Source organism: Stenotrophomonas sp. YJH_SMC_130, assembly GCF_059369035.1.
Window position 1 is genome coordinate 56,739 of sequence record NZ_JCAFSH010000002.1, and the last position, 17,847, is coordinate 74,585.

At 67.0% G+C, this 17,847-nt stretch carries 14 protein-coding genes; 9 read left to right on the forward strand and 5 right to left on the reverse strand.

Features of this window, described 5'->3' with window-relative positions:
- Positions 1-80: 80 nt before the first annotated feature.
- Both AC5P5V_RS04425 and AC5P5V_RS04430 read left to right on the forward strand, forming a co-directional pair.
- The gene (locus tag AC5P5V_RS04425) at positions 81-1,184 is read left to right on the forward strand and encodes a catalase family peroxidase (RefSeq protein ID WP_134968601.1); all 1,104 of its coding nucleotides are present in this window, start codon (positions 81-83) and stop codon (positions 1,182-1,184) included.
- Positions 1,181-1,717, forward strand: a complete 537-nt coding sequence (locus AC5P5V_RS04430; protein ID WP_005420561.1) for a cytochrome b — start codon at positions 1,181-1,183, stop codon at positions 1,715-1,717. The genes AC5P5V_RS04425 and AC5P5V_RS04430 overlap by 4 nt, the downstream gene beginning before the upstream one ends.
- Positions 1,718-2,269: 552 nt before the next feature.
- Here AC5P5V_RS04430 and AC5P5V_RS04435 read toward each other — a convergent pair.
- Both AC5P5V_RS04435 and AC5P5V_RS04440 read right to left on the reverse strand, forming a co-directional pair.
- The gene (locus AC5P5V_RS04435) at positions 2,270-2,872 is read right to left on the reverse strand and encodes a response regulator transcription factor (protein ID WP_231352482.1); all 603 of its coding nucleotides are present in this window, start codon (positions 2,870-2,872) and stop codon (positions 2,270-2,272) included.
- Entirely contained in the window at positions 2,869-4,092 is a 1,224-nt protein-coding gene (locus tag AC5P5V_RS04440) for a sensor histidine kinase (RefSeq protein ID WP_111201147.1), read from the reverse strand. Before AC5P5V_RS04440 ends, AC5P5V_RS04435 begins: the two co-directional genes overlap by 4 nt.
- A 327-nt stretch (positions 4,093-4,419) precedes the next feature.
- Between AC5P5V_RS04440 and AC5P5V_RS04445 the strand changes: the two genes are divergently transcribed.
- The 5 genes from AC5P5V_RS04445 (at position 4,420) to AC5P5V_RS04465 (ending at position 12,196) form a co-directional block, all read left to right on the forward strand.
- Positions 4,420-5,667 (forward strand): efflux RND transporter periplasmic adaptor subunit, encoded by a 1,248-nt coding sequence (locus AC5P5V_RS04445; protein ID WP_231352481.1) that lies wholly within the window; start codon positions 4,420-4,422, stop codon positions 5,665-5,667.
- 102 nt (positions 5,668-5,769) lie between these two features.
- Positions 5,770-6,459, forward strand: coding sequence for an ABC transporter ATP-binding protein (locus tag AC5P5V_RS04450; RefSeq protein ID WP_134969086.1), 690 nt, complete (start codon positions 5,770-5,772; stop codon positions 6,457-6,459).
- A gap of 14 nt (positions 6,460-6,473) precedes the next feature.
- Positions 6,474-7,631, forward strand: coding sequence for an ABC transporter permease (locus tag AC5P5V_RS04455; protein ID WP_061478765.1), 1,158 nt, complete (start codon positions 6,474-6,476; stop codon positions 7,629-7,631).
- Positions 7,632-7,643: 12 nt separating this feature from the next.
- Positions 7,644-8,960, forward strand: a complete 1,317-nt coding sequence (locus AC5P5V_RS04460; protein ID WP_061478766.1) for an ABC transporter permease — start codon at positions 7,644-7,646, stop codon at positions 8,958-8,960.
- A gap of 410 nt (positions 8,961-9,370) precedes the next feature.
- Positions 9,371-12,196, forward strand: a complete 2,826-nt coding sequence (locus AC5P5V_RS04465; protein ID WP_134969087.1) for a TonB-dependent receptor — start codon at positions 9,371-9,373, stop codon at positions 12,194-12,196.
- A 120-nt stretch (positions 12,197-12,316) separates the two neighbouring features.
- Here AC5P5V_RS04465 and rarD read toward each other — a convergent pair whose 3' ends face one another.
- Together rarD and yedA are read right to left on the reverse strand one after the other, a co-directional pair.
- Entirely contained in the window at positions 12,317-13,213 is an 897-nt protein-coding gene (rarD, locus tag AC5P5V_RS04470; RefSeq protein ID WP_134969088.1) for an EamA family transporter RarD, read from the reverse strand.
- Positions 13,210-14,115: a drug/metabolite exporter YedA gene (gene yedA / locus AC5P5V_RS04475; protein WP_061478769.1), complete on the reverse strand. Its 906-nt coding sequence runs from the start codon at positions 14,113-14,115 to the stop codon at positions 13,210-13,212. The genes rarD and yedA overlap by 4 nt, the downstream gene beginning before the upstream one ends.
- 223 nt (positions 14,116-14,338) lie before the next feature.
- On the opposite strand from yedA, the gene AC5P5V_RS04480 reads away from it, so the two are divergent.
- Together AC5P5V_RS04480 and AC5P5V_RS04485 are read left to right on the forward strand one after the other, a co-directional pair.
- Positions 14,339-15,673 (forward strand): MFS transporter, encoded by a 1,335-nt coding sequence (locus tag AC5P5V_RS04480; protein WP_005420583.1) that lies wholly within the window; start codon positions 14,339-14,341, stop codon positions 15,671-15,673.
- 31 nt (positions 15,674-15,704) lie between these two features.
- A complete protein-coding gene (locus AC5P5V_RS04485) occupies positions 15,705-16,040 on the forward strand; it encodes a hypothetical protein (RefSeq protein ID WP_231352479.1) in 336 nt (111 codons plus the stop codon).
- Positions 16,041-16,141: 101 nt separating this feature from the next.
- Here the strand turns inward: AC5P5V_RS04485 and AC5P5V_RS04490 are convergent, their stop codons facing one another.
- The gene (locus AC5P5V_RS04490) at positions 16,142-17,794 is read right to left on the reverse strand and encodes a M28 family metallopeptidase (RefSeq protein ID WP_134969268.1); all 1,653 of its coding nucleotides are present in this window, start codon (positions 17,792-17,794) and stop codon (positions 16,142-16,144) included.
- Positions 17,795-17,847 lie beyond the last annotated feature (53 nt).

The window sequence follows — 17,847 nt, forward strand, 5'->3', positions numbered from 1 at the left end:
TTGAATTTCGGCCTCGGCCGGGTTCTGCGAGGATGTGTGGGTCGACCACCCACACGCTCCGTGAAGGCAGGACTCCGACCATGTCGCTCTTCGGCTACACCCGTTCCGGCCAGACGCCGGGCGCACCGCGCAAGCATTCCCCCCTGCTCTGGATCGCGCTGATCGCGCTCATCCTGGGAACCGTGGTGCTGGCCTTCGCCTGGCTGGCCGGCTGGATGGGCGACCGCCTCACCGCGCAGCGCTTCACCGACACCATCGAGGCCACCGGCCCGGCCCATCCGGGCTTCCGCCGTGCACACAGCAAGGGCATCTGCGTAAGCGGCTGGTTCGAACCCAGCGCGCAGGCCCCTACCCTGTCCAGTGCCCGGGTGTTCTCGCAGACGCGGGTGCCGGTGATGGGCCGCCTGTCAATCGGTGGCGGCGACCCCTACGGCGCCGACAACACCGCACGCGTGCGCAGCCTGGCGGTGCAGATGGTCAGCGATGATGGCCAGGAATGGCGCATGGCGATGAACAGCTTCCCGTTCTTCGCGGTACCCACGGCCGAGGCGTTCTACGAGCAGACGCGCGCCTCGATTCCCGACCCGGCCACCGGCAAGCCGGACCCGCAGAAGATGGCGGCAGTGCTGGCGAAATACCCCAGTGCGCAGGCGTTCCAGCAGTGGGCGAAGACAGCGCCATGGACCAGCAGCTGGGCCGACACCACTTTCAACAGCGTCAACAGTTTCTGGTTCACCAATGCGCAGGGCCAGAAGCGTGCGGTGCGCTGGCGCTGGCAGCCGCTGGCGCCGGTGGTGGAGATGGATGCGGAAGCGCGCAAGCAGGCCAGCGTCGATTTCCTCAGCCAGGAACTGCAGCAGCGCCTGGCCCGCGGCCCGGTGCGCTGGAACCTGATCGTGACCACCGCCGAGCCCGGCGATGCCATCGATGATCCGTCGGTGCCGTGGCCCGAGTCGCGTGACCAGGTAGTGGCGGGCGTACTCAGCCTGGACCGCATGCAGTCGCAGGAAGAAGGCGCCTGCGGCCAGATCAACTTCGATCCGCTGATCCTGCCCAGTGGGGTGCGCGGCAGTAATGATCCGATCCTGGCGGCCCGCTCGGCGGTGTACTCGCAGTCCTTCAACCGCCGTGAACGCGAGCGCGCCAGCGGCAACGTCGAACAACCGAAGGAGGCCGCACGATGAGCACCGGCAACGGCCACTTCAACCTGCTGGCGCGGGTGCTGCACTGGTCCATGGCGCTGATGATCGTCGCCATGCTGTTCATCGGCGTGACCATGGTCGCCTCGCTGCACCTGCGTCCCGCGCTGATCGACCTGCACCGCCCACTGGGCATCGCGATCCTGTTGCTGGCGCTGCTGCGCCTGTACAACCGGCTGCGCCATCGCCCACCGGCGCTGCCTGCCGACCTGCCGGTCTGGCAGGGGGTAGCGGCCAAGGCCTCGCACTGGATGCTGTACGCGCTGATGCTGGCGATGCCGTTGATCGGCTGGGCAATGCTGTCGGCCGGCGGATACCCGATCGTGCTGTGGGGAGGGCTGCACCTGCCGCCGATCGTGCCGCATACCCCGGCGCTGTATGCCGCGCTGCGCAATGCGCACAGCCTGTTGGCCTATGTGTTGTTCGCCACGGTGCTGATGCATGTGGGTGCGGCGTTGTTCCACCTGTGGGTGCGGCGGGACGGGGTGTTCCAGGCGATGGCGCGCGGGAAGGAGTGATGATCGGGTTCGCCGGGAGTTCCCGGCGGATCGTTTCCGCGACCGCGGAGGGGTGTCACTTTCTTTGCGCGCAAAGAAAGTAACCAAAGAAACACGCCGCCAGAACGCGAGCCGGCGCTATGCGCCGGTACCCTGCGCTTCTCGGTGAATCAGGGGCCGGCGCCGAACTCGCTGCGCTCAGACATCGGCGCCTCTGCGCCCCTGATTCCCCTGCGATGCTCGGCTCGCTAAAAGGCGGAACCAACGTCAAAGGCAGAAGCTGCACCCAGTAGATCCACGCCATGCGTGGATGCTCTTGCTGTTGATCTTGACCTTCAAGTCCGCCTTGAGCGAGCCGAGCACCGCAGGTCCGGCGAGGGCGAAGAGGCGCGGGTGTCTGAGCGCAGCGAGTTCCCGCGCCGTACCTCGACGGACCGAGGAGCACAGGGAACCGTCGCGTAGCGGCGGCTCGCGGCCGGCGGAGCGTTTCTTTGGTTACTTTCTTTGCGCGCAAAGAAAGTGACACCCCTCCGCGGTCGCGGAAATGACATCACCGGGAAACGCAAGGCGCCGCTACAACCACCCTTTCTGCCGCGCCAGCCGGTACGCCTCAATGCGATTGGCCACGCCCAGCTTGCCGATGCACTCGGACAGATAGTTGCGCACCGTGCCGTCCGACAGCCCCAACTGCTCGGCGATCTCGCTGGCGGTGCGGCCCTCACCCGCCAGCCGCAGCACGCGACGCTCGCGGTCGGTCAGCGGGTCGGCCTGCGACCACGCATCCAGTGCCAGCTGCGGGTCGATCGCGCGGATGCCCTGCTTCACCTTGCGCAGTGCCTCGGCCAGGTTCTCGGCCGGTGCGTCCTTCAGCAGGTAACCCAGCACGCCGGCTTCCAGCGCGCGGCGCAGGAAACCTGCGCGGGCGAAGGTGGTCACGATCACCACCTTGATCGGCAGCTCGTGACGCGCGATGCGCTGTGCAAGCTCCAACCCGGACAGGCCCGGCATCTCGATGTCGGTCACCAGGATGTCCGGCTGCAGCTGCTGCAGCATGCGCCACGCGGTTTCGCCGTCCGCGGCGCTGCCCAGCACTTCGATATCCGCTTCCAGGCCCAGCAGCGCCGACAGTGCGCCGCGTACCATCGCCTGGTCTTCGGCCAGCAGGATGCGGATCATGCGGCACCGTCCTGCACCAGCGACGGCGGCACGCCTGGCGGCAGCGGTGTGGTCGCAGCGGCCAGTGGCACGCGCACGGTCAGCACCGTGCCCTCGCCCTTTGCGGACTGCACCTGCAGGCTTCCACCCAGGGCGGCCACGCGTTCGCGCATGCCGCACAACCCATTGCCCTCCGCCTGCACGCCGCCACGACCATCGTCGCGGATCTGCATCGCCAGCATGCGTCCCTCCAGCATGAACTCCACCCGTGCCTGCGTCGCCTGTGCATGGCGCACGATATTGGTCGCGGCCTCGCGCAGCACCAGTGCCAGCCCGCGTTCGACATCCACCGGCATCGCCGGTGGTGGAGCGTACTGAAGGTGGACCTGCTGGCACTCCAGCAGCAGCCGCGCCGATGCCAGCTCGCCGGCCAGGTCGCTGGCGCGGATACCGGTGACCGCACTTCGGACCTGCGCCAGCGCCTCGCGGGCGATGGCCTCGGCCTCGCCGATCTCCTGCCGCGCGCGTGCATCACCGCGGTCGTGCAGCTTGCGCGCCAGTTCCAGCTTCAACGTGATCAGCGACAGGGTGTGGCCGAGCAGGTCGTGCAGGTCGCGGCCGATGCGTTCGCGCTCGGCGGTGGCTGCTAGCCGCCGCACCTCGTCCTGCGAAAGCTGCAGTGCCGCATCCTTCTGCTGGTTGAGTGCCTCCACGTTCACGACCAGGCCGACGATATAGGACACGGCGGGGATCCAGACCAGGCTCTGCCACGGGTACTGGAACAGCAGGGCGAGGCTGCAGAACAGGAGGTTCAGACCAGTGAGCTGCAGCAGATACTGCCACCAGCCGCCGCGACCGCTCACCCGCAGCAGCACGCAGCCGAACACGAAGTAGGTCAGCCCAGACGGGTACCAGGGCAGCAGCACCAGCGACATCGCGATCAGGCCCAGGGCATAGCGCGGAGCGTGATGGCGCGGCGCCACCATCACCTTGGCGTACAGCAGCAGGAACACCGGATAGCTGGCCAGCGTCAGCAGCAGCCAGCGCAGGGTGAAGCCATGGCCAAGCAAGGGCGTCAGGAAGATCCACACTGACCACAGCAGGTGGATTGCCTCGCCCCAGGGGGACTTTCCCCGGCGCAGCGTCTCGGCCACCGCCGAGTCGGGCGCGGGGCGCAGCAGCGAGGCAAGCCAGATGGACGGCACGGGCGGTTCCAGGCGGGGACGATCGCCGCCGATCATGCCAGTTCAGCCGCCTGCGCGCAGGCGCCACCGTCGGCTGGGCGGCACCGGCGCAACCGAGCGCAGATCACGGTACGCTTGGCGGCGCCGCTGCGGCGGGCCGGCAATGGGGCGATCGGATCCATGGGCAGTACCGGTAGCGGGAACGTTGCCATCCTGTGCCGCCGTGGTCACATTTCGCAGTTGCCGCCGTCAGTGTCATCGGATGACAGCTGTCACTGCCGTCTTCGCTGTGCCTGCCTTCATGCTGTGCCGCACGCTCCACCGCCGGAACCGCCGTCGTCCGCGCTTCCGGCCACACCCGCCCGAACGCATGTGATGGAACGAATGAACGCTTCTGCCGAGCTGTTGAAGGAACTCCGTATCGACCGCAAGTCGCCGCCGCCGGCCGCCGGAGGCAATGGCGGTGGCCGCCGCGGGTTGTGGATCGCGATCATCGTGGTCGTGCTGCTGGTCGCCGCGGCCGTGGCCTACCTGTTCGGTCGCGCACCGGCCGTAGAGGTGGAAACCGCTCCCGCCGTGACCATCCAGCAGGGCAGCGCCAGCAGCTCGGTGCTCGACGCCAGTGGCTACGTGGTCGCCCGGCGCATGGCCACGGTATCGGCCAAGATCACCGGCAAGGTGCGCGAGGTGATGATCGAAGAAGGCATGCGGGTCGAGGCTGGCCAGGTGATGGCCACGCTCGACCCGATCGATGCCGACGCGCAGCGCAGCCTGTACGCCTCGCAGCTGCAGGCCGCACGCAGCCAGGTCGCCGGGCTGGAGGCGCAGCAGAGGCAGACCGCCGCCGAAGCCAGCCGCCTGCAGGCGCTGGTTGGCCAGCAGCTGGTCTCGCGCTCGCAGTACGACCAGGCCGTGGCCCAGCGCGACAGCCTGCGTGCGCAGCTGGATACCGCGCAGCGCAACGTCAAGGTTGCCAACGACCAGCTGGCCATCGCCGATCTGGGCGTGGACAACAACATCGTGCGCGCGCCGTTCTCCGGAGTGGTCACCGCCAAGGCGGCGCAGCCCGGTGAGATCGTTTCGCCGCTGTCGGCGGGTGGTGGCTTCACCCGTACCGGCATCGGCACCATCGTCGACATGGACTCGCTGGAGATCGAAGTCGAGGTCGGCGAGGCCTTCATCGGCCGCGTGCAACCGAAGATGCCGGTGGAAGCCACGCTCAACGCTTATCCGGAGTGGAAGATTCCCGGCGAGGTCATCGCCATCATCCCCACCGCCGACCGCGGCAAGGCCACGGTGAAGGTGCGCGTGGCGCTGAAGGTGAAAGACCCGCGCATCGTGCCGGAGATGGGCGTGCGGGTCAGCTTCCTGGAACAGGCGCAGCCGCAGGCCGCAGCCAAGCCGCAGGGCGTGCGCGTGCCGGGCGGCGCCGTGGTCCAGCGCGACGGTGCCTCGGTGGCCTTCGTGCTGGGTGACGGGAACCGCGTGCAGCAGCGCACGGTCGAGGCCGGCCAGGCGATGGGCGAGGACCGCCAGATCCTCAAGGGCGTGAGCGCAGGTGAGCCGGTGGTGGTGAACCCGCCGGACACCCTGCGCGATGGCGCCAAGGTGCAACAGAAACAAGCGCAGTAACGGCCTGGCGCCCATGGGCGCCGCCGGCAACACCGCTCGACGCACGCCCGCAGCCACCGCAGGTGCGCTTCCCCGTTTCCCGCCTTCCGTGGAGAACCACCCATGTCGACCCTGGTTTCACTGCGCAACATCACCAAGACCTACCAGCGTGGCCCCGAGCAAGTGCAGGTGCTGCACGGCATCGACCTGGACATCGCCAGCGGCGACTTCGTTGCGCTGATGGGCCCGTCCGGCTCGGGCAAGACCACCCTGCTCAACCTGATCGGTGGGCTGGACAACCCCAGTGGCGGCGAAATCAGCATCGAAGGCGAGCGCATCGACCAGATGAGCGGTAGCCAGCTGTCGACCTGGCGCAGCCACCACGTTGGCTTCGTGTTCCAGTTCTACAACCTGATGCCGATGCTGACCGCGCAGAAGAACGTGGAACTGCCACTGCTGCTGACCCACCTCAGCGCGGCGCAGCGCCGCCGCAATGCCGAGATCGCGCTGACCCTGGTGGGCCTGGCCGACCGCCGCAGCCATCGCCCGAATGAACTGTCCGGCGGCCAGCAGCAGCGCGTGGCGATCGCCCGCGCGATCGTCTCCGACCCGACCTTCCTGATCTGCGACGAACCGACCGGCGACCTCGACCGCCAATCGGCCGAGGAGATCCTCGGCCTGTTGCAGCAGCTCAACCGCGAGCACGGCAAGACCATCATCATGGTCACCCATGACCCGAAGGCCGCCGAGTACGCCACGCACACGGTGCACCTGGACAAGGGCGAGCTGGCCGACGCGCCGCTGGCCCACTGACGGAGGCCACAGCGATGAAATACTTCTCGTTGGTGTGGGCACAGCTGTTCCGCAGCCGTACCCGCACCCTGCTGACCCTGCTGTCGGTGGTGGCCGCGTTCCTGCTGTTCGGCATGCTCGATTCGGTGCGGGTGGCGTTCTCGTCGGGTGGCAGCGTGGAAGGTGCCAACCGGCTGATCGTGGCCTCGCGGCTGTCGATCACCCAGTCGCTGCCGATCCGGCTGGAAGCACAGGTGCGCCAGGTAGCCGGTGTCCGTGACGTGGCTTATGGCATGTGGTTTGGTGGCATCTACCAGGACCCGAAGAACTTCTTCCCGAACTTCTCGGTGTCACCCAACTACTTCGATGTCTACCGCGAGCTGCAGATCGATCCGGCACAGCTGGAGGACTGGAAGCAGACCCGCACCGGCGCCATCGTCGGCGAAACCCTGGCCAAGCAGTTCGGCTGGAAGATCGGCGATACCATCCCGCTGCAGGCGACGATCTTCCCGCGTGGCGGCAGCAATGACTGGCCACTGGTGCTCAAGGGCGTCTACCGCTCCAAGGACCGCGCGCTGGCCGCCAATGAAGAACGCCAGCTGATGATGAACTGGAAGTACTTCGACGAATCCAACGACTACATCAAGAACCAGGTGAGCTGGTACACGGTGACGCTGGACAACCCGGACCACTCTTCGCGGGTGGCACAGGCGATCGATGCGATCTCGGCCAACTCCGACCACGAGACCAAGACCCAGACCGAATCGGCGTTCCAGCAGGCCTTCGTCAAGCAGTTCGCGGATATCGGCATGATCGTCACCTCGATCATGGGCGCGGTGTTCTTCACCCTGCTGCTGTTGACCGGCAACACCATGGCGCAGGCCGTGCGCGAGCGCGTGCCGGAGCTGGCCACGCTGAAAACGCTGGGCTTCAAGGACAGCACCGTGCTGACCCTGGTGATGGTGGAATCGGTGCTGCTGATCGGCCTCGGTGGCCTGATCGGCATGGGCCTGGCCGCCCTGATCCTGCCGGCGATCGGCCCGAAGAGCATGGGCATGCTGCCGCCACACGTACCAACGCCGACCTGGCTGATGGGGTTGGGCCTGATCGTAGTGATCGGCATCATCGTCGGGCTGCTGCCCGCGCTGCGTGCCAAGCGCCTGAAGATCGTCGATGCACTGGCCGGCCGCTGAGGAGGATTGCAGATGAACAAGCTCAAGAAATGGCTGGGCAACGGCGTAACCGTGCTGCTGCTTGCGATCGGCCTGGTGTTGTGGATCGGGCTGCCGTGGTTTGGCGTGCTGGCCGTGGCCGTGCTGGTAACGCTGTGGCTGCTGCTGACCCGCGGTGGACGGCTGGCGTTGGCCGCCACCCGCATCGGCGTGGCCAGCCTGCCGCAACGCTGGGGCGCGTCCTCGGTGATCGTGGTCGGCATTGCCGGCGTGGTCGGCGTGCTGGTGGCGATGCTGGCGATGGGCGAAGGCTTCCAGGCCACGCTCAACAACACCGGCGATGACACCACTGCCATCGTGCTGCGCGGTGGCTCGCAGGCCGAGACCAACTCGGTGATCACCCGCGAGCAGGTACCCATGCTGTCCACCCTGCCCGGCATCAGCCGCGATGCGCAGGGCCGGCCGTTGTTGTCACCGGAACTGTCGCAGGTGGTCAACCTGGTGTCCAAGTCCGATGGCACCGACGTCAACGCCCAGTTCCGCGGCGTCGGCCCGCAGGCGTGGGCGGTGCATGACAAGGTCAAGATCGTTGAGGGCCGCAAGTTCGCCACCGGGCTGCGCGAGATCGTGGTCGGCCAGGGCGCCAAGGGCCAGTTCCGCGACATGGAGGTCGGTAGGACGCTGACGCTGGGCAACCAGACCTGGACCGTGGTCGGTGTGTTCGCCACTGGCGATGCGCATGATTCGGAACTGTGGACCGACGCCGATACGCTGGCCACCACCTACCAGCGCAGTGCCTGGCAGTCGATCAGCGTGCGTACCGATGGCAAGGCCGGCTTCGATCAGTTCAAGGCGGCCGTCGCTGCCGACCCACGCCTGAAGCTGGACGTGGAAACCACCCGCGTCTACTACAGCAAGCAGGGCGGCGGGCTGACCAAGCTGATCGACATCCTGGGCAAGGTGATCGGCACGATCATGGCGGTCGGTGCGGTGTTCGGCGCGCTCAACACCATGTATGCGGCCGTGGCCACGCGCGCCCGCGAAATCGCCACCATGCGTGCGATCGGCTTCCGCGGCCTGCCGGTGGTGACGGCGGTGATGCTGGAAACGATGCTGTTGGCGCTGCTCGGTGGCCTGCTCGGCTGTGCGGTTGCATGGCTGCTGTTCAATGGCTACAGCGTGTCCACCATCGGCAGCAACTTCAGCGCGGTGGTGTTCAAGTTCCACGTATCACCGGAACTGCTGTGGACCGGCCTGAAATGGGCACTGGGCATCGGCCTGGTCGGCGGCCTTTTCCCGGCGCTGCGCGCGGCGCGTTTGCCGATCACCACGGCGCTGCGCGAAACCTGAGCATCATGCAGCGGTGGACTGCGCATCACGCAGGGGACGGAGCGAAGGCTCCGTCCCTTTTTCGTTGGCGGGGTCAGATCCCTTCGCTACGCGAAGGGATCTGACCCCGATCTCGATGCAGTAGATCCACGCCATGCGTGGATGGATGCCTGCGCACATGCACTGCTACAGATTGCAGGAAACCCGCCGCTATCGATGCCTCTGCTCATCGCAAACGCAGCGCGCGTGACGCTGCGCACAGTGCATCTGTGGATTGTTGGTTGCGATTCATCTTCGCGCACTTCCAGCGGCGTCGAGACAAACAGTTACGAATGGAAACATTCTAGAATCGCGCCCCCCACGTTGGTTTGCAGCACCCCACGCGCCCATAGAACGGGCGCATGTTTTTACTGAAACACGAGATTTCACGGATGTCCCTGAAAACCAATCCGCTGCGCAACGCGATCGTCATCGCGCTGGCCGCCAGCTGCACCGCCCCCGCCTTCGCACAGAGCGCCGGCGATACCCCTACCAACCTCGACCGCATCGAAATCACCGGCTCGCGCATCCGCCAGGCCAGTGTCGAAACCGCACAGCCGGTGGTCGCGCTCAACCGCGCCGAGATCGAGAAGAAGGGTTACGTCAACGTCGCCGACATCCTGCAGGACATTCCTGCCGCCGGTGCGCCGAGCATGAGCCGCGCCTCGTCGCTGACTTCTTCGCGCGATTTCGGCGGCATGTACGTCAGCCTGCGCAACCTCGGCCCGGAACGCAGCCTGGTGCTGATCGACGGCCGCCGCATGGGCGTCAGTGCCGGCGGCTACTCCGACCTGGCCTCGATCCCGTCGTCCATCGTCGAGCGCGTGGAAGTGCTGACCGACGGCGCCTCCGCGCTGTACGGCTCCGATGCCATCGCCGGTGTGGTCAACATCATCACCCGCAAGAATTTCGATGGTGGCGAAGCCAGCGTCTATGTCGGCCAGTACGGCCAGGGTGACGGCCAGAAGCGCGCCTACAGCGCGACTTTCGGCAAGACCTTCGAACGCGGCTGGTTCAGCGTGGGCGCCGAGCGCACCAAGGAAGACGAGGTGCTGGGCAAGGACCGCGAGTTCAGCCGTTACACCAACGGCCCGCGCCACCCGAACGATGGCCTCAACGGCAACACGCCGTGGGGCTACGTCACCGTCGGTGGCAAGAACCTGACCGTGGGTCCGGGCGGCGACCCGAGCAAGGCCGGCAACTTCCATGCGCCGGACCCGGCCGATGGTGCCAACACCAAGTCGAACATGAGCCTGCTGACCGGCCTGGAGCGCACCTCGGTGTTCGCCAACGGTGGCTTCTCGATCACTGACAACCTGCGCATCGTCGCCGACGCGCTGTACAGCAAGCGCGAGTCGACCAAGCACCTGGCCGGCTACCCGTACTCGGTCAGCGCCGCGCAGGCCCGCAATGGCAGCCGTGCCGCCCTGTCCAAGGACAGCGCGTTCAACCTGTGGGGCCAGGATGCGCTGTTCGCGCACCGCACCGAGGAACTGCCGCGCGGCACCGAGAACAACCTGGAAACCAAGCGCGCCAGCATCGGCCTGGAAGGCAGCTTCGAAACCGGTTCGCGGTACTGGGACTGGAACATCAACTACATGTACAACCGCAACGAAGGCGAGCGCATCGGTAGCGGCAGCATGTACCAGCCGCACGTCAACCTGGCCGTCGGCCCGTCCTTCATGGACGGAAACGTGGCCCGTTGCGGTGCGCCGGGCGCGGTTATCACCGGCTGCGTGCCGTGGAACCCGGCCGCCCCGATGGGTTACACCGGCCCGGGCTCGCTGAGCAACCAGGACGTGCAGGACTACCTGTTCACCCGCTTCGTCGACAAGATGCAGAGCACCACCAAGGTCGCCAGCGGCAACATCTCCGGTTCGCTGTTCACCCTGCCGGCCGGCGACATCCTGGCCGCGATGGGCTTCGAGCACCGCAGCGAGGAGGCCAGCTACACGCCGGACATGAAGGTGCAGAAGGGCGAGATCGCCGGCACCAGCGGCCAGCCGACCCGCGGCAACTACTCGCTCAACGAGGTCTACCTGGAACTGCAGGTGCCGCTGCTGGCCGACCTGCCGTTCGCCCGCGAACTGTCGCTGGACGTGGCCGGTCGCTACTCGGACTACAACAACTTCGGTTCCACCACCAACAGCAAGTTCGGCCTGAAGTGGAAGCCGATCGACAGCCTGCTGGTGCGCGCCACCTACGGCACCGGCTTCCGTGCGCCGACCGTGGATGACCTGTACGGCGGCACCGTCAGCAGCCGCGACTCGTTCACCGACCCGTGCGATACCTCCTTCGGCACCGCCGCCACCAGCCCGGCCGTCGCTGCCCGTTGCCAGGCGCTGAAGGTGCCGGCCAACTTCCGCCAGCTCAACAGCGATGGCAGCGTGGCCACCAAGCCCGGCCAGCAGGCCACCACCGATTTCAGCTCGGGTTCCAACCCGGACCTGAAGCCGGAAACCGCCAAGACCTGGACCGTGGGCCTGGTCTACAGCCCGGACTTCGTGCAGGGCCTGGACGTCAGCCTGGACTGGTGGAAGATCCGCATCGACAACGCCATCGTCGGTGAGTCGGCCACCAACATCCTGGAACAGTGCTACGTGCAGGCGTCGGATGCTGCCTGTGGCCGCTTCACTCGTGGCAGCAACGGCCAAGTCAACTCGCTGGACCGCTCGCTGGTCAACGCGGGCTACCGCGAAACCGCCGGCTATGACATCAACGTGCGTTACCGCCTGCCGGAAACCGCGTTCGGCAAGTTCGCCGTCAACTGGAACACCACCTATACCGATTACCTGGAGCAGCGCAACGACAGCGCCGCCACCACCCCGGTGGAACAGCGTACCGGTTGGGCCGGCGACTTCCGCGTGCGTTCCACCTTCAACCTGGATTGGCAGTACGGCGACCTCGGCATCGGCTGGACCGCGCGCTACTACTCCAGCATGAAGGAGAAGTGCTCGTACATGGACGAATGCAACATGCCGGGCTTCAACTCGTCGTACACCAGCGCCTCGCCAACCAACAAGGTGGGCTCCAACACCTTCCACGACCTGCAGGTGCGCTACAGCCTGCCGTGGGATGGCACCGTGTCGCTGGGCGTGAACAACGTGTTCAACCACCAGGGTCCGATCATGTACAGCCAGCCGAACAGCAGCTTCACCTACTACGGTGGCTTCGACATCGGCCGCTTCATGTACATGAAGTACCAGCAGCGCTTCTAAGCCTGCAACCGCGTTCCCGCCACGGCCATCCCTCTCTCCTGGCCGTGGATGGAAGCAGAACGGCGCCCCTCGGGGCGCCGTTCTTTTTTGCGTGGAAGCGGGGTCGGATCCCCGCCGGCGCTAGCGCTTGGCGCGCATCGTGCGGATGTTGTCGCCGACGAACAGCACCAGGCCAGCCCAGATCGCTGCAAACCCGATCGCCTTGGCAGTGTCGAATGTCTCATGGAAGAAGAACACACCCAGCAGCAGCTGCAGGCTTGGCGCGATGTACTGCAGGATGCCGACCAGCGACAGCGGAATGCGCTTCACGCCATAGGCGAAGCCGATCAGCGGTACGGCGGTGACCGCGCCGCCGAAGATCAGCAGCAGGTCGTTGCGCCACCCCCAACCATGGAAGAACGCACCGCCGTGGCCGTTCTCGGCCCAGATCGCAAACGCCAGCGCCGGCAGGAACAGGTACATGCTCTCCACGCCGAGGCCGGCCACCGGGTCGACCGAGACCAGCTTGCGCAGCAGGCCATACAGGCCGAACGAACAGGCCAGGCCCAGCGCGATCCACGGTGGCGTACCTGCATCGATGGTCAGCCAGGCCACGCCCACCGCCGCCATTGCCACCGCTACCCACTGCAGCCGGCGCAGCCGTTCCTTCAGCACCAGCACGCCCAGCAGCACGTTCACCAGCGGGTTGATGAAGTAGCCCAGGCTGGTCTCGATGACATGACCGGCGTTGACCGCCCAGATGTACAGGCCCCAGTTGAACGCGATGGTCAGGCTCGACACCAGCAGGATCGGCAGCGCGCGCGGCTGCGCGGCGATCTTCCGCCACCAGCCCAGGCGTGCGCTGATCAACAGCCAGCCCAGCACCAGCACGGTGCTCCAGATGATGCGGTGGGCGATGATCTGGAACGAGGGCACCTCGTTGAGCAGGTGCCAGTAGACCGGCACCAGGCCCCAGATCACGAAGGTGGATGCGGTGACCAGCAGGCCCCGGCGTTGTTCCTTCTCGTCCATGCTCACTTCCTTCTCGTCCTTGCCATTGTCAGCACCACCACACCCAGAAGAATCACCGCCATGGCCAGCAGGTCGCGCCAACCGAAGCGCTCACCGTTGAGCAGCGCGCCCAGCAGCACCGCGATCACCGGATTGACATACGCGTAGCTGCCCGCGAGCGCCGGGCGCACGTTCTGCAGCAGCCACACGTAGGCAGTGAACGCGACGATGGAGCCGAACACGCACAGATAGGCCATTGCCAGCAGGCCACCGGTATCGGGCAGCGTGGTCGGGCGCTCGCCCACCGCCAGGCCGATCAGCACCAGCAGCACGCCGCCGCAGATCATCTGCCCGGCCGCGGTCATGAACGGACCCGGCAGGTCCAGGCCGCGTGCCCACACAGAACCGAACGCCCAGCCGATCGGCGCGATCAGCAGCAGCACCAGCCCGGTCGGCGAGCCGGTCAGGCTGCTGCCGGCGTTGAGCCAGACCACGCCGAGGAAGCCGATGGCGATGCCCAGCCACTCACCACGGCTGGCATGTTGCCCGCGCAGCGCCGAGAACAGCGCCATCCACAGCGGCACCGAGGCCACCGCCGTGGCGGCCAGGCCCGAGGACACTTCGCGCTCGGCCAGCACCACCATGCCGTTGCCCAGCACCAGCATGGTCACGCCCATGATGACCAGGTTGCGCCACTGCCGCAGCGTCGGGTTCGGCAGCTTCCAGAACAGGCGCAAGGCCAGGAACATCAGGCCGCCGGCAATGATGAAGCGGCTGCCGGAGACCATCGTCAGCGGCAGTGCGCCGCCGTGCAGGGCCTTGGCGATGCCCAGATAGGTCGAGCCCCAGACCACGTAGACCAGCAGCAGTGCCAGCGCGACAAGGCCACCCCGGGGGGCAGCCGCAGACGAAGAGGGGGGAGCCGACATGACACACCAGGGAGCCGGGGGAAGGCGGATTCTAGGACGTTTTGAGTATGGTCCGGGACCCCATACGGTGGCACGCTGTCATCCATCCATGCACCCTGCTCTGGTCTGCTACCCCGTGTTGACGGCCGATGCAGTACCAAGAAGGCTGCCCGGCCGCGCCGCCCCAAGACCGGACGCCGTTTTCCCTGCGCACGGACGCGCCGCATCGAGGATTTCCACCCAGATGAGCACCACGTCCCAACCTGTTGTCCCCGCGAACGACCGTGCCGCCTTGCGGCGGTCGATCTCCAACACCCTCAAAGGCTCCGCCGGCAACCTGGTGGAGTGGTATGACGTCTACGTGTACTCGGTGTTCGCCGTGTACTTCGAATCGCAGTTCTTCTCGCCGGACGACAAGAACTCCACCCTGTACGTGTGGGCGATCTTCGCGGCGACCTTCCTGATGCGCCCGATCGGCGCCTGGTTCTTCGGCCGCTTCGCCGACCGCCACGGCCGCCGCCTGGCGCTGACCGTCTCGGTCACGTTGATGGCGCTGTGCTCGTTCCTCATCGCCATCACCCCCACCGCCGCCAGCATCGGCATCTGGGCCGCCGTGATCCTGTTGTTCGCGCGCCTGCTGCAGGGCTTCGCCACTGGCGGCGAGTATGGTGCCAGCGCCACTTACATGTCCGAGGCCGCCATTCCGGGCCGTCGCGGCTTCCTGTCCTCGTTCCACTACGTCACCCTGGTCGGCGGCCACGTGCTGGCCCAGCTGACCCTGCTGCTGATGCTGACCTTCTGGGGCAAGCCGGAGATCTCCGAGTGGGGCTGGCGCATCGCCTTCGGTATCGGTGGCATCGCCGCGGTGGTGGTGTTCTGGCTGCGCCGGGGCATGGACGAATCGCTGTCGGAGTCGTCCATCGAGGCCGCGCGCGAGGGCAAGGCAAAGAAGTCCGGTTCGATGTACGAGTTGTTCGTGCACCAGTGGCGGCCGCTGCTGCTGTGCTTCCTGATCACCGCTGGCGGCACCGTGGCCTTCTACACCTACTCGGTGAACGGCCCGAAGATGATCCAGAGCGCCTTCGCCGGCAACGACCCGATGACCGGCACCCTGATCAACCTGGGCGTGCTGGCCTTCCTGATGGTGCTGCAACCGGTCGGCGGCTGGCTGTCGGACATCATCGGCCGCAAGACCCTGCTGGTGTTCTTCGGCGTCGGCGGCGTGCTGTACAGCTGGTACCTGATCACCCAGCTGCCGCACCAGCATGACGCCACCCTGGCCTTCCTGACCCTGGCGCTGGCCTTCGTCATCCTCACCGGCTACACCTCGATCAACGCGGTGGTGAAGGCCGAGCTGTTCCCCACCCACGTGCGTGCACTGGGCGTGGGCCTGGGTTACGCGCTGGCCAACTCGCTGTTCGGTGGCACCGCCCCGCTGCTGTACCAGGGCGCGCTGAAGACCGGCCATGTCGACTGGTTCGCCATCTACGTGACCGCCACGATCGCGGTATCGTTGGTGGTCTATGTGTTCTTCCTTACCAACAAGGGCCCGAACTGGCTCGACGGCACCCGCAAGTAAGCGCGTTGCCCTGATCGCGGCCACTGGTGCAATGCCGGTGGCCGCTACGTCTCCCGCCACCGCGCTGATGTGGATCGCGGTGACGCTGGCCGCAGTCACGGCATTGGCCTGGGTGCTGCGCCGCCCCAACGCGCAGGCCACGTGGCCGCGCACGGGGTTCGGGGTCGCCCTGCTGGTGTTCTGCGCCGCGCTGGCGCTGCAGCTGGCGATGGACCTGGGCAGCGGCCACAGCTCGCTGCACCTGCGGCTGCATCGCGGCGTCAACGCGGGGCCGCTGGTCGGCCTGCGCACGATGGCGGCGTGCTATCTGGCCGCGCTCGCCGCCGGCGGCTGGGGCGCGTGGAAGCTGCTGCGACGGCGCGGGTAGTGCCGGCCGCTGGCCGGCAAAGCCACCTTCTTTCGGTAGTGCCGGCCGCTGGCCGGCAAAGCCACCTTCTTTCGGTAGTGCCGGCCGCTGGCCGGCATTACTCAACGGCGGGCCGCTTCGCTCTTGTCGCGCGCGCCGCGGAACTCCGATTCCTTTTCCCACGTCGGCCAGCGGCGGCTGTTGGCCAGCTCGGCGCCCAGGTCGTAGACCAGCAGGGTGTCGGCAGCGTGGCCGCTCGGGTCCCAGCTCGGCGTCCAGGCATCGCAGGCCTGGTGATAGCAGTCGGCAAAGTACTTTTCGCGCAGCGCGCGGCCGGCTTCAACGCCACCGTCCAGCTTGTCCAGGCCCGGGCCGATGGTGATCGCCGGCACGCCCAGGCGGGCAAAGGCGAAGTGGTCGGCGCGGTAGAAGAAGCCGGCTTCCAGGTTCGGGTCCGGGCTGTAGCTGCGGCCACGGGCCTTGGCCACGCGCTCCAGGTCGCCTTCCAGCGACACCCGGCCCTTGCCCCACGAGGCGATGTCGCGGGTCGGGCCATCCGGACTGAACATCTCGATGTTCAGCACCGCAGCGGTCTTGTCCAGCGGCGCCAGCGGATGGGCGGCGTAGTAGCTGGCGCCCAGCAGGCCCTTCTCTTCGGCGGTCAGTGCCACGAAGTACAGCGTGCGCTGTGGCTGCGGGCCAGCGGCGAACACACGGCCCAGTTCCAGCACCGTGGCCACGCCGGTGGCATTGTCGATCGCACCACGGCGGATGCGGTCGCCCTTGGCGTCGGGCTGGCCGATACCGAACGCATCCCAGTGCGCGGAGAAGATCACCGCCTCGTCGGCATGCTCGCCACCGGGCAGCTTGGCCACCACGTTGCGGGTCACCACCTGTTCGCGCTTGAGCGCGAAGTCCACGCTCAGCTTGGCGTTGTCCAGCGCCACCGGGCGGAAGTCGGCACGCATCGCCTTGCGCTTCTCCGCATCGAAGTCGAGGCCGGCGTCGGCGAAGATCGCTTCGGCCAGCTCGCGCTGCATCCAGCCGCGCAGCGGCGTGTGCTGCGCCATCGCCTCGGCCTGGCTGCGTTCGATGTCGAACAGCGGCGAGGTACCCGAGCTCTTCACCGTGGCCCAGCCATAGGCGGCCGGCGCGGTCTCGTGCACGATCAGCACGCCCTCGGCGCCACGGCGTGCGGCTTCCTCGAACTTGTAGGTCCAGCGGCCGTAGTAGGTCACCGCCTTGCCGTCGAACGCGCCCGGCGCATCGGCTTCGAAATCGGCGTCGTTGATCAGCACCACGGCAATCTTGCCGTGCAGGTCCACGTCCTTGTAGTCGTTCCAGTGGCGTTCCGGTGCGTCGATGCCGTAGCCGACGAACACCAACGGTGCATCCTTGATCTGCACGCGCTTGCGCGGCTGCAGGCTCTGCAGGGTCACGTCCACGCCATTGGCCAGCGCACGCTTGCCCTGCTTCAGCGACAGGCTGGCCTTGGCCTCACCCTCCAGCTGCGCGCGCACCAGCGGCACCGGCTGCACCCAGCTGCCGTCTACGCCGCCCGGCTGCAGGCCATAGCTGCGGAACTGCTCGATCAGGTACTGCACCGTGCGCTCTTCGCCCTCGGTGGCCGGTGCGCGGCCCTCGAACTCATCCGACGCCAGCACGCGCACATGCCGCGACAGTGCCTGCGGATCGATGCCGCCACCCGGCAGGTCGTTGGCCGCATGGGCCAGGCCCCCGACGAACAGGCAGGACGACAGCAGCAACACGCGCATCGGATTCACGGCAGTACCACGGCTAGCTTGGAAGTCACCAGAGTGTAACGTGG

Coding starts and splice junctions, on each gene's coding strand:
- AC5P5V_RS04465 (WP_134969087.1), top strand. CDS start 9,371: ATGTCCCTGAAAACCAATCCGCTGCGCAACGCGATCGTCATCGCGCTG.
- AC5P5V_RS04425 (WP_134968601.1), top strand. CDS start 81: ATGTCGCTCTTCGGCTACACCCGTTCCGGCCAGACGCCGGGCGCACCG.
- AC5P5V_RS04435 (WP_231352482.1), bottom strand. CDS start 2,872: ATGATCCGCATCCTGCTGGCCGAAGACCAGGCGATGGTACGCGGCGCA.
- AC5P5V_RS04430 (WP_005420561.1), top strand. CDS start 1,181: ATGAGCACCGGCAACGGCCACTTCAACCTGCTGGCGCGGGTGCTGCAC.
- yedA (WP_061478769.1), bottom strand. CDS start 14,115: ATGTCGGCTCCCCCCTCTTCGTCTGCGGCTGCCCCCCGGGGTGGCCTT.
- AC5P5V_RS04445 (WP_231352481.1), top strand. CDS start 4,420: ATGAACGCTTCTGCCGAGCTGTTGAAGGAACTCCGTATCGACCGCAAG.
- AC5P5V_RS04485 (WP_231352479.1), top strand. CDS start 15,705: ATGCCGGTGGCCGCTACGTCTCCCGCCACCGCGCTGATGTGGATCGCG.
- AC5P5V_RS04490 (WP_134969268.1), bottom strand. CDS start 17,794: ATGCGCGTGTTGCTGCTGTCGTCCTGCCTGTTCGTCGGGGGCCTGGCC.
- AC5P5V_RS04440 (WP_111201147.1), bottom strand. CDS start 4,092: ATGATCGGCGGCGATCGTCCCCGCCTGGAACCGCCCGTGCCGTCCATC.
- AC5P5V_RS04455 (WP_061478765.1), top strand. CDS start 6,474: ATGAAATACTTCTCGTTGGTGTGGGCACAGCTGTTCCGCAGCCGTACC.
- AC5P5V_RS04450 (WP_134969086.1), top strand. CDS start 5,770: ATGTCGACCCTGGTTTCACTGCGCAACATCACCAAGACCTACCAGCGT.
- AC5P5V_RS04480 (WP_005420583.1), top strand. CDS start 14,339: ATGAGCACCACGTCCCAACCTGTTGTCCCCGCGAACGACCGTGCCGCC.
- AC5P5V_RS04460 (WP_061478766.1), top strand. CDS start 7,644: ATGAACAAGCTCAAGAAATGGCTGGGCAACGGCGTAACCGTGCTGCTG.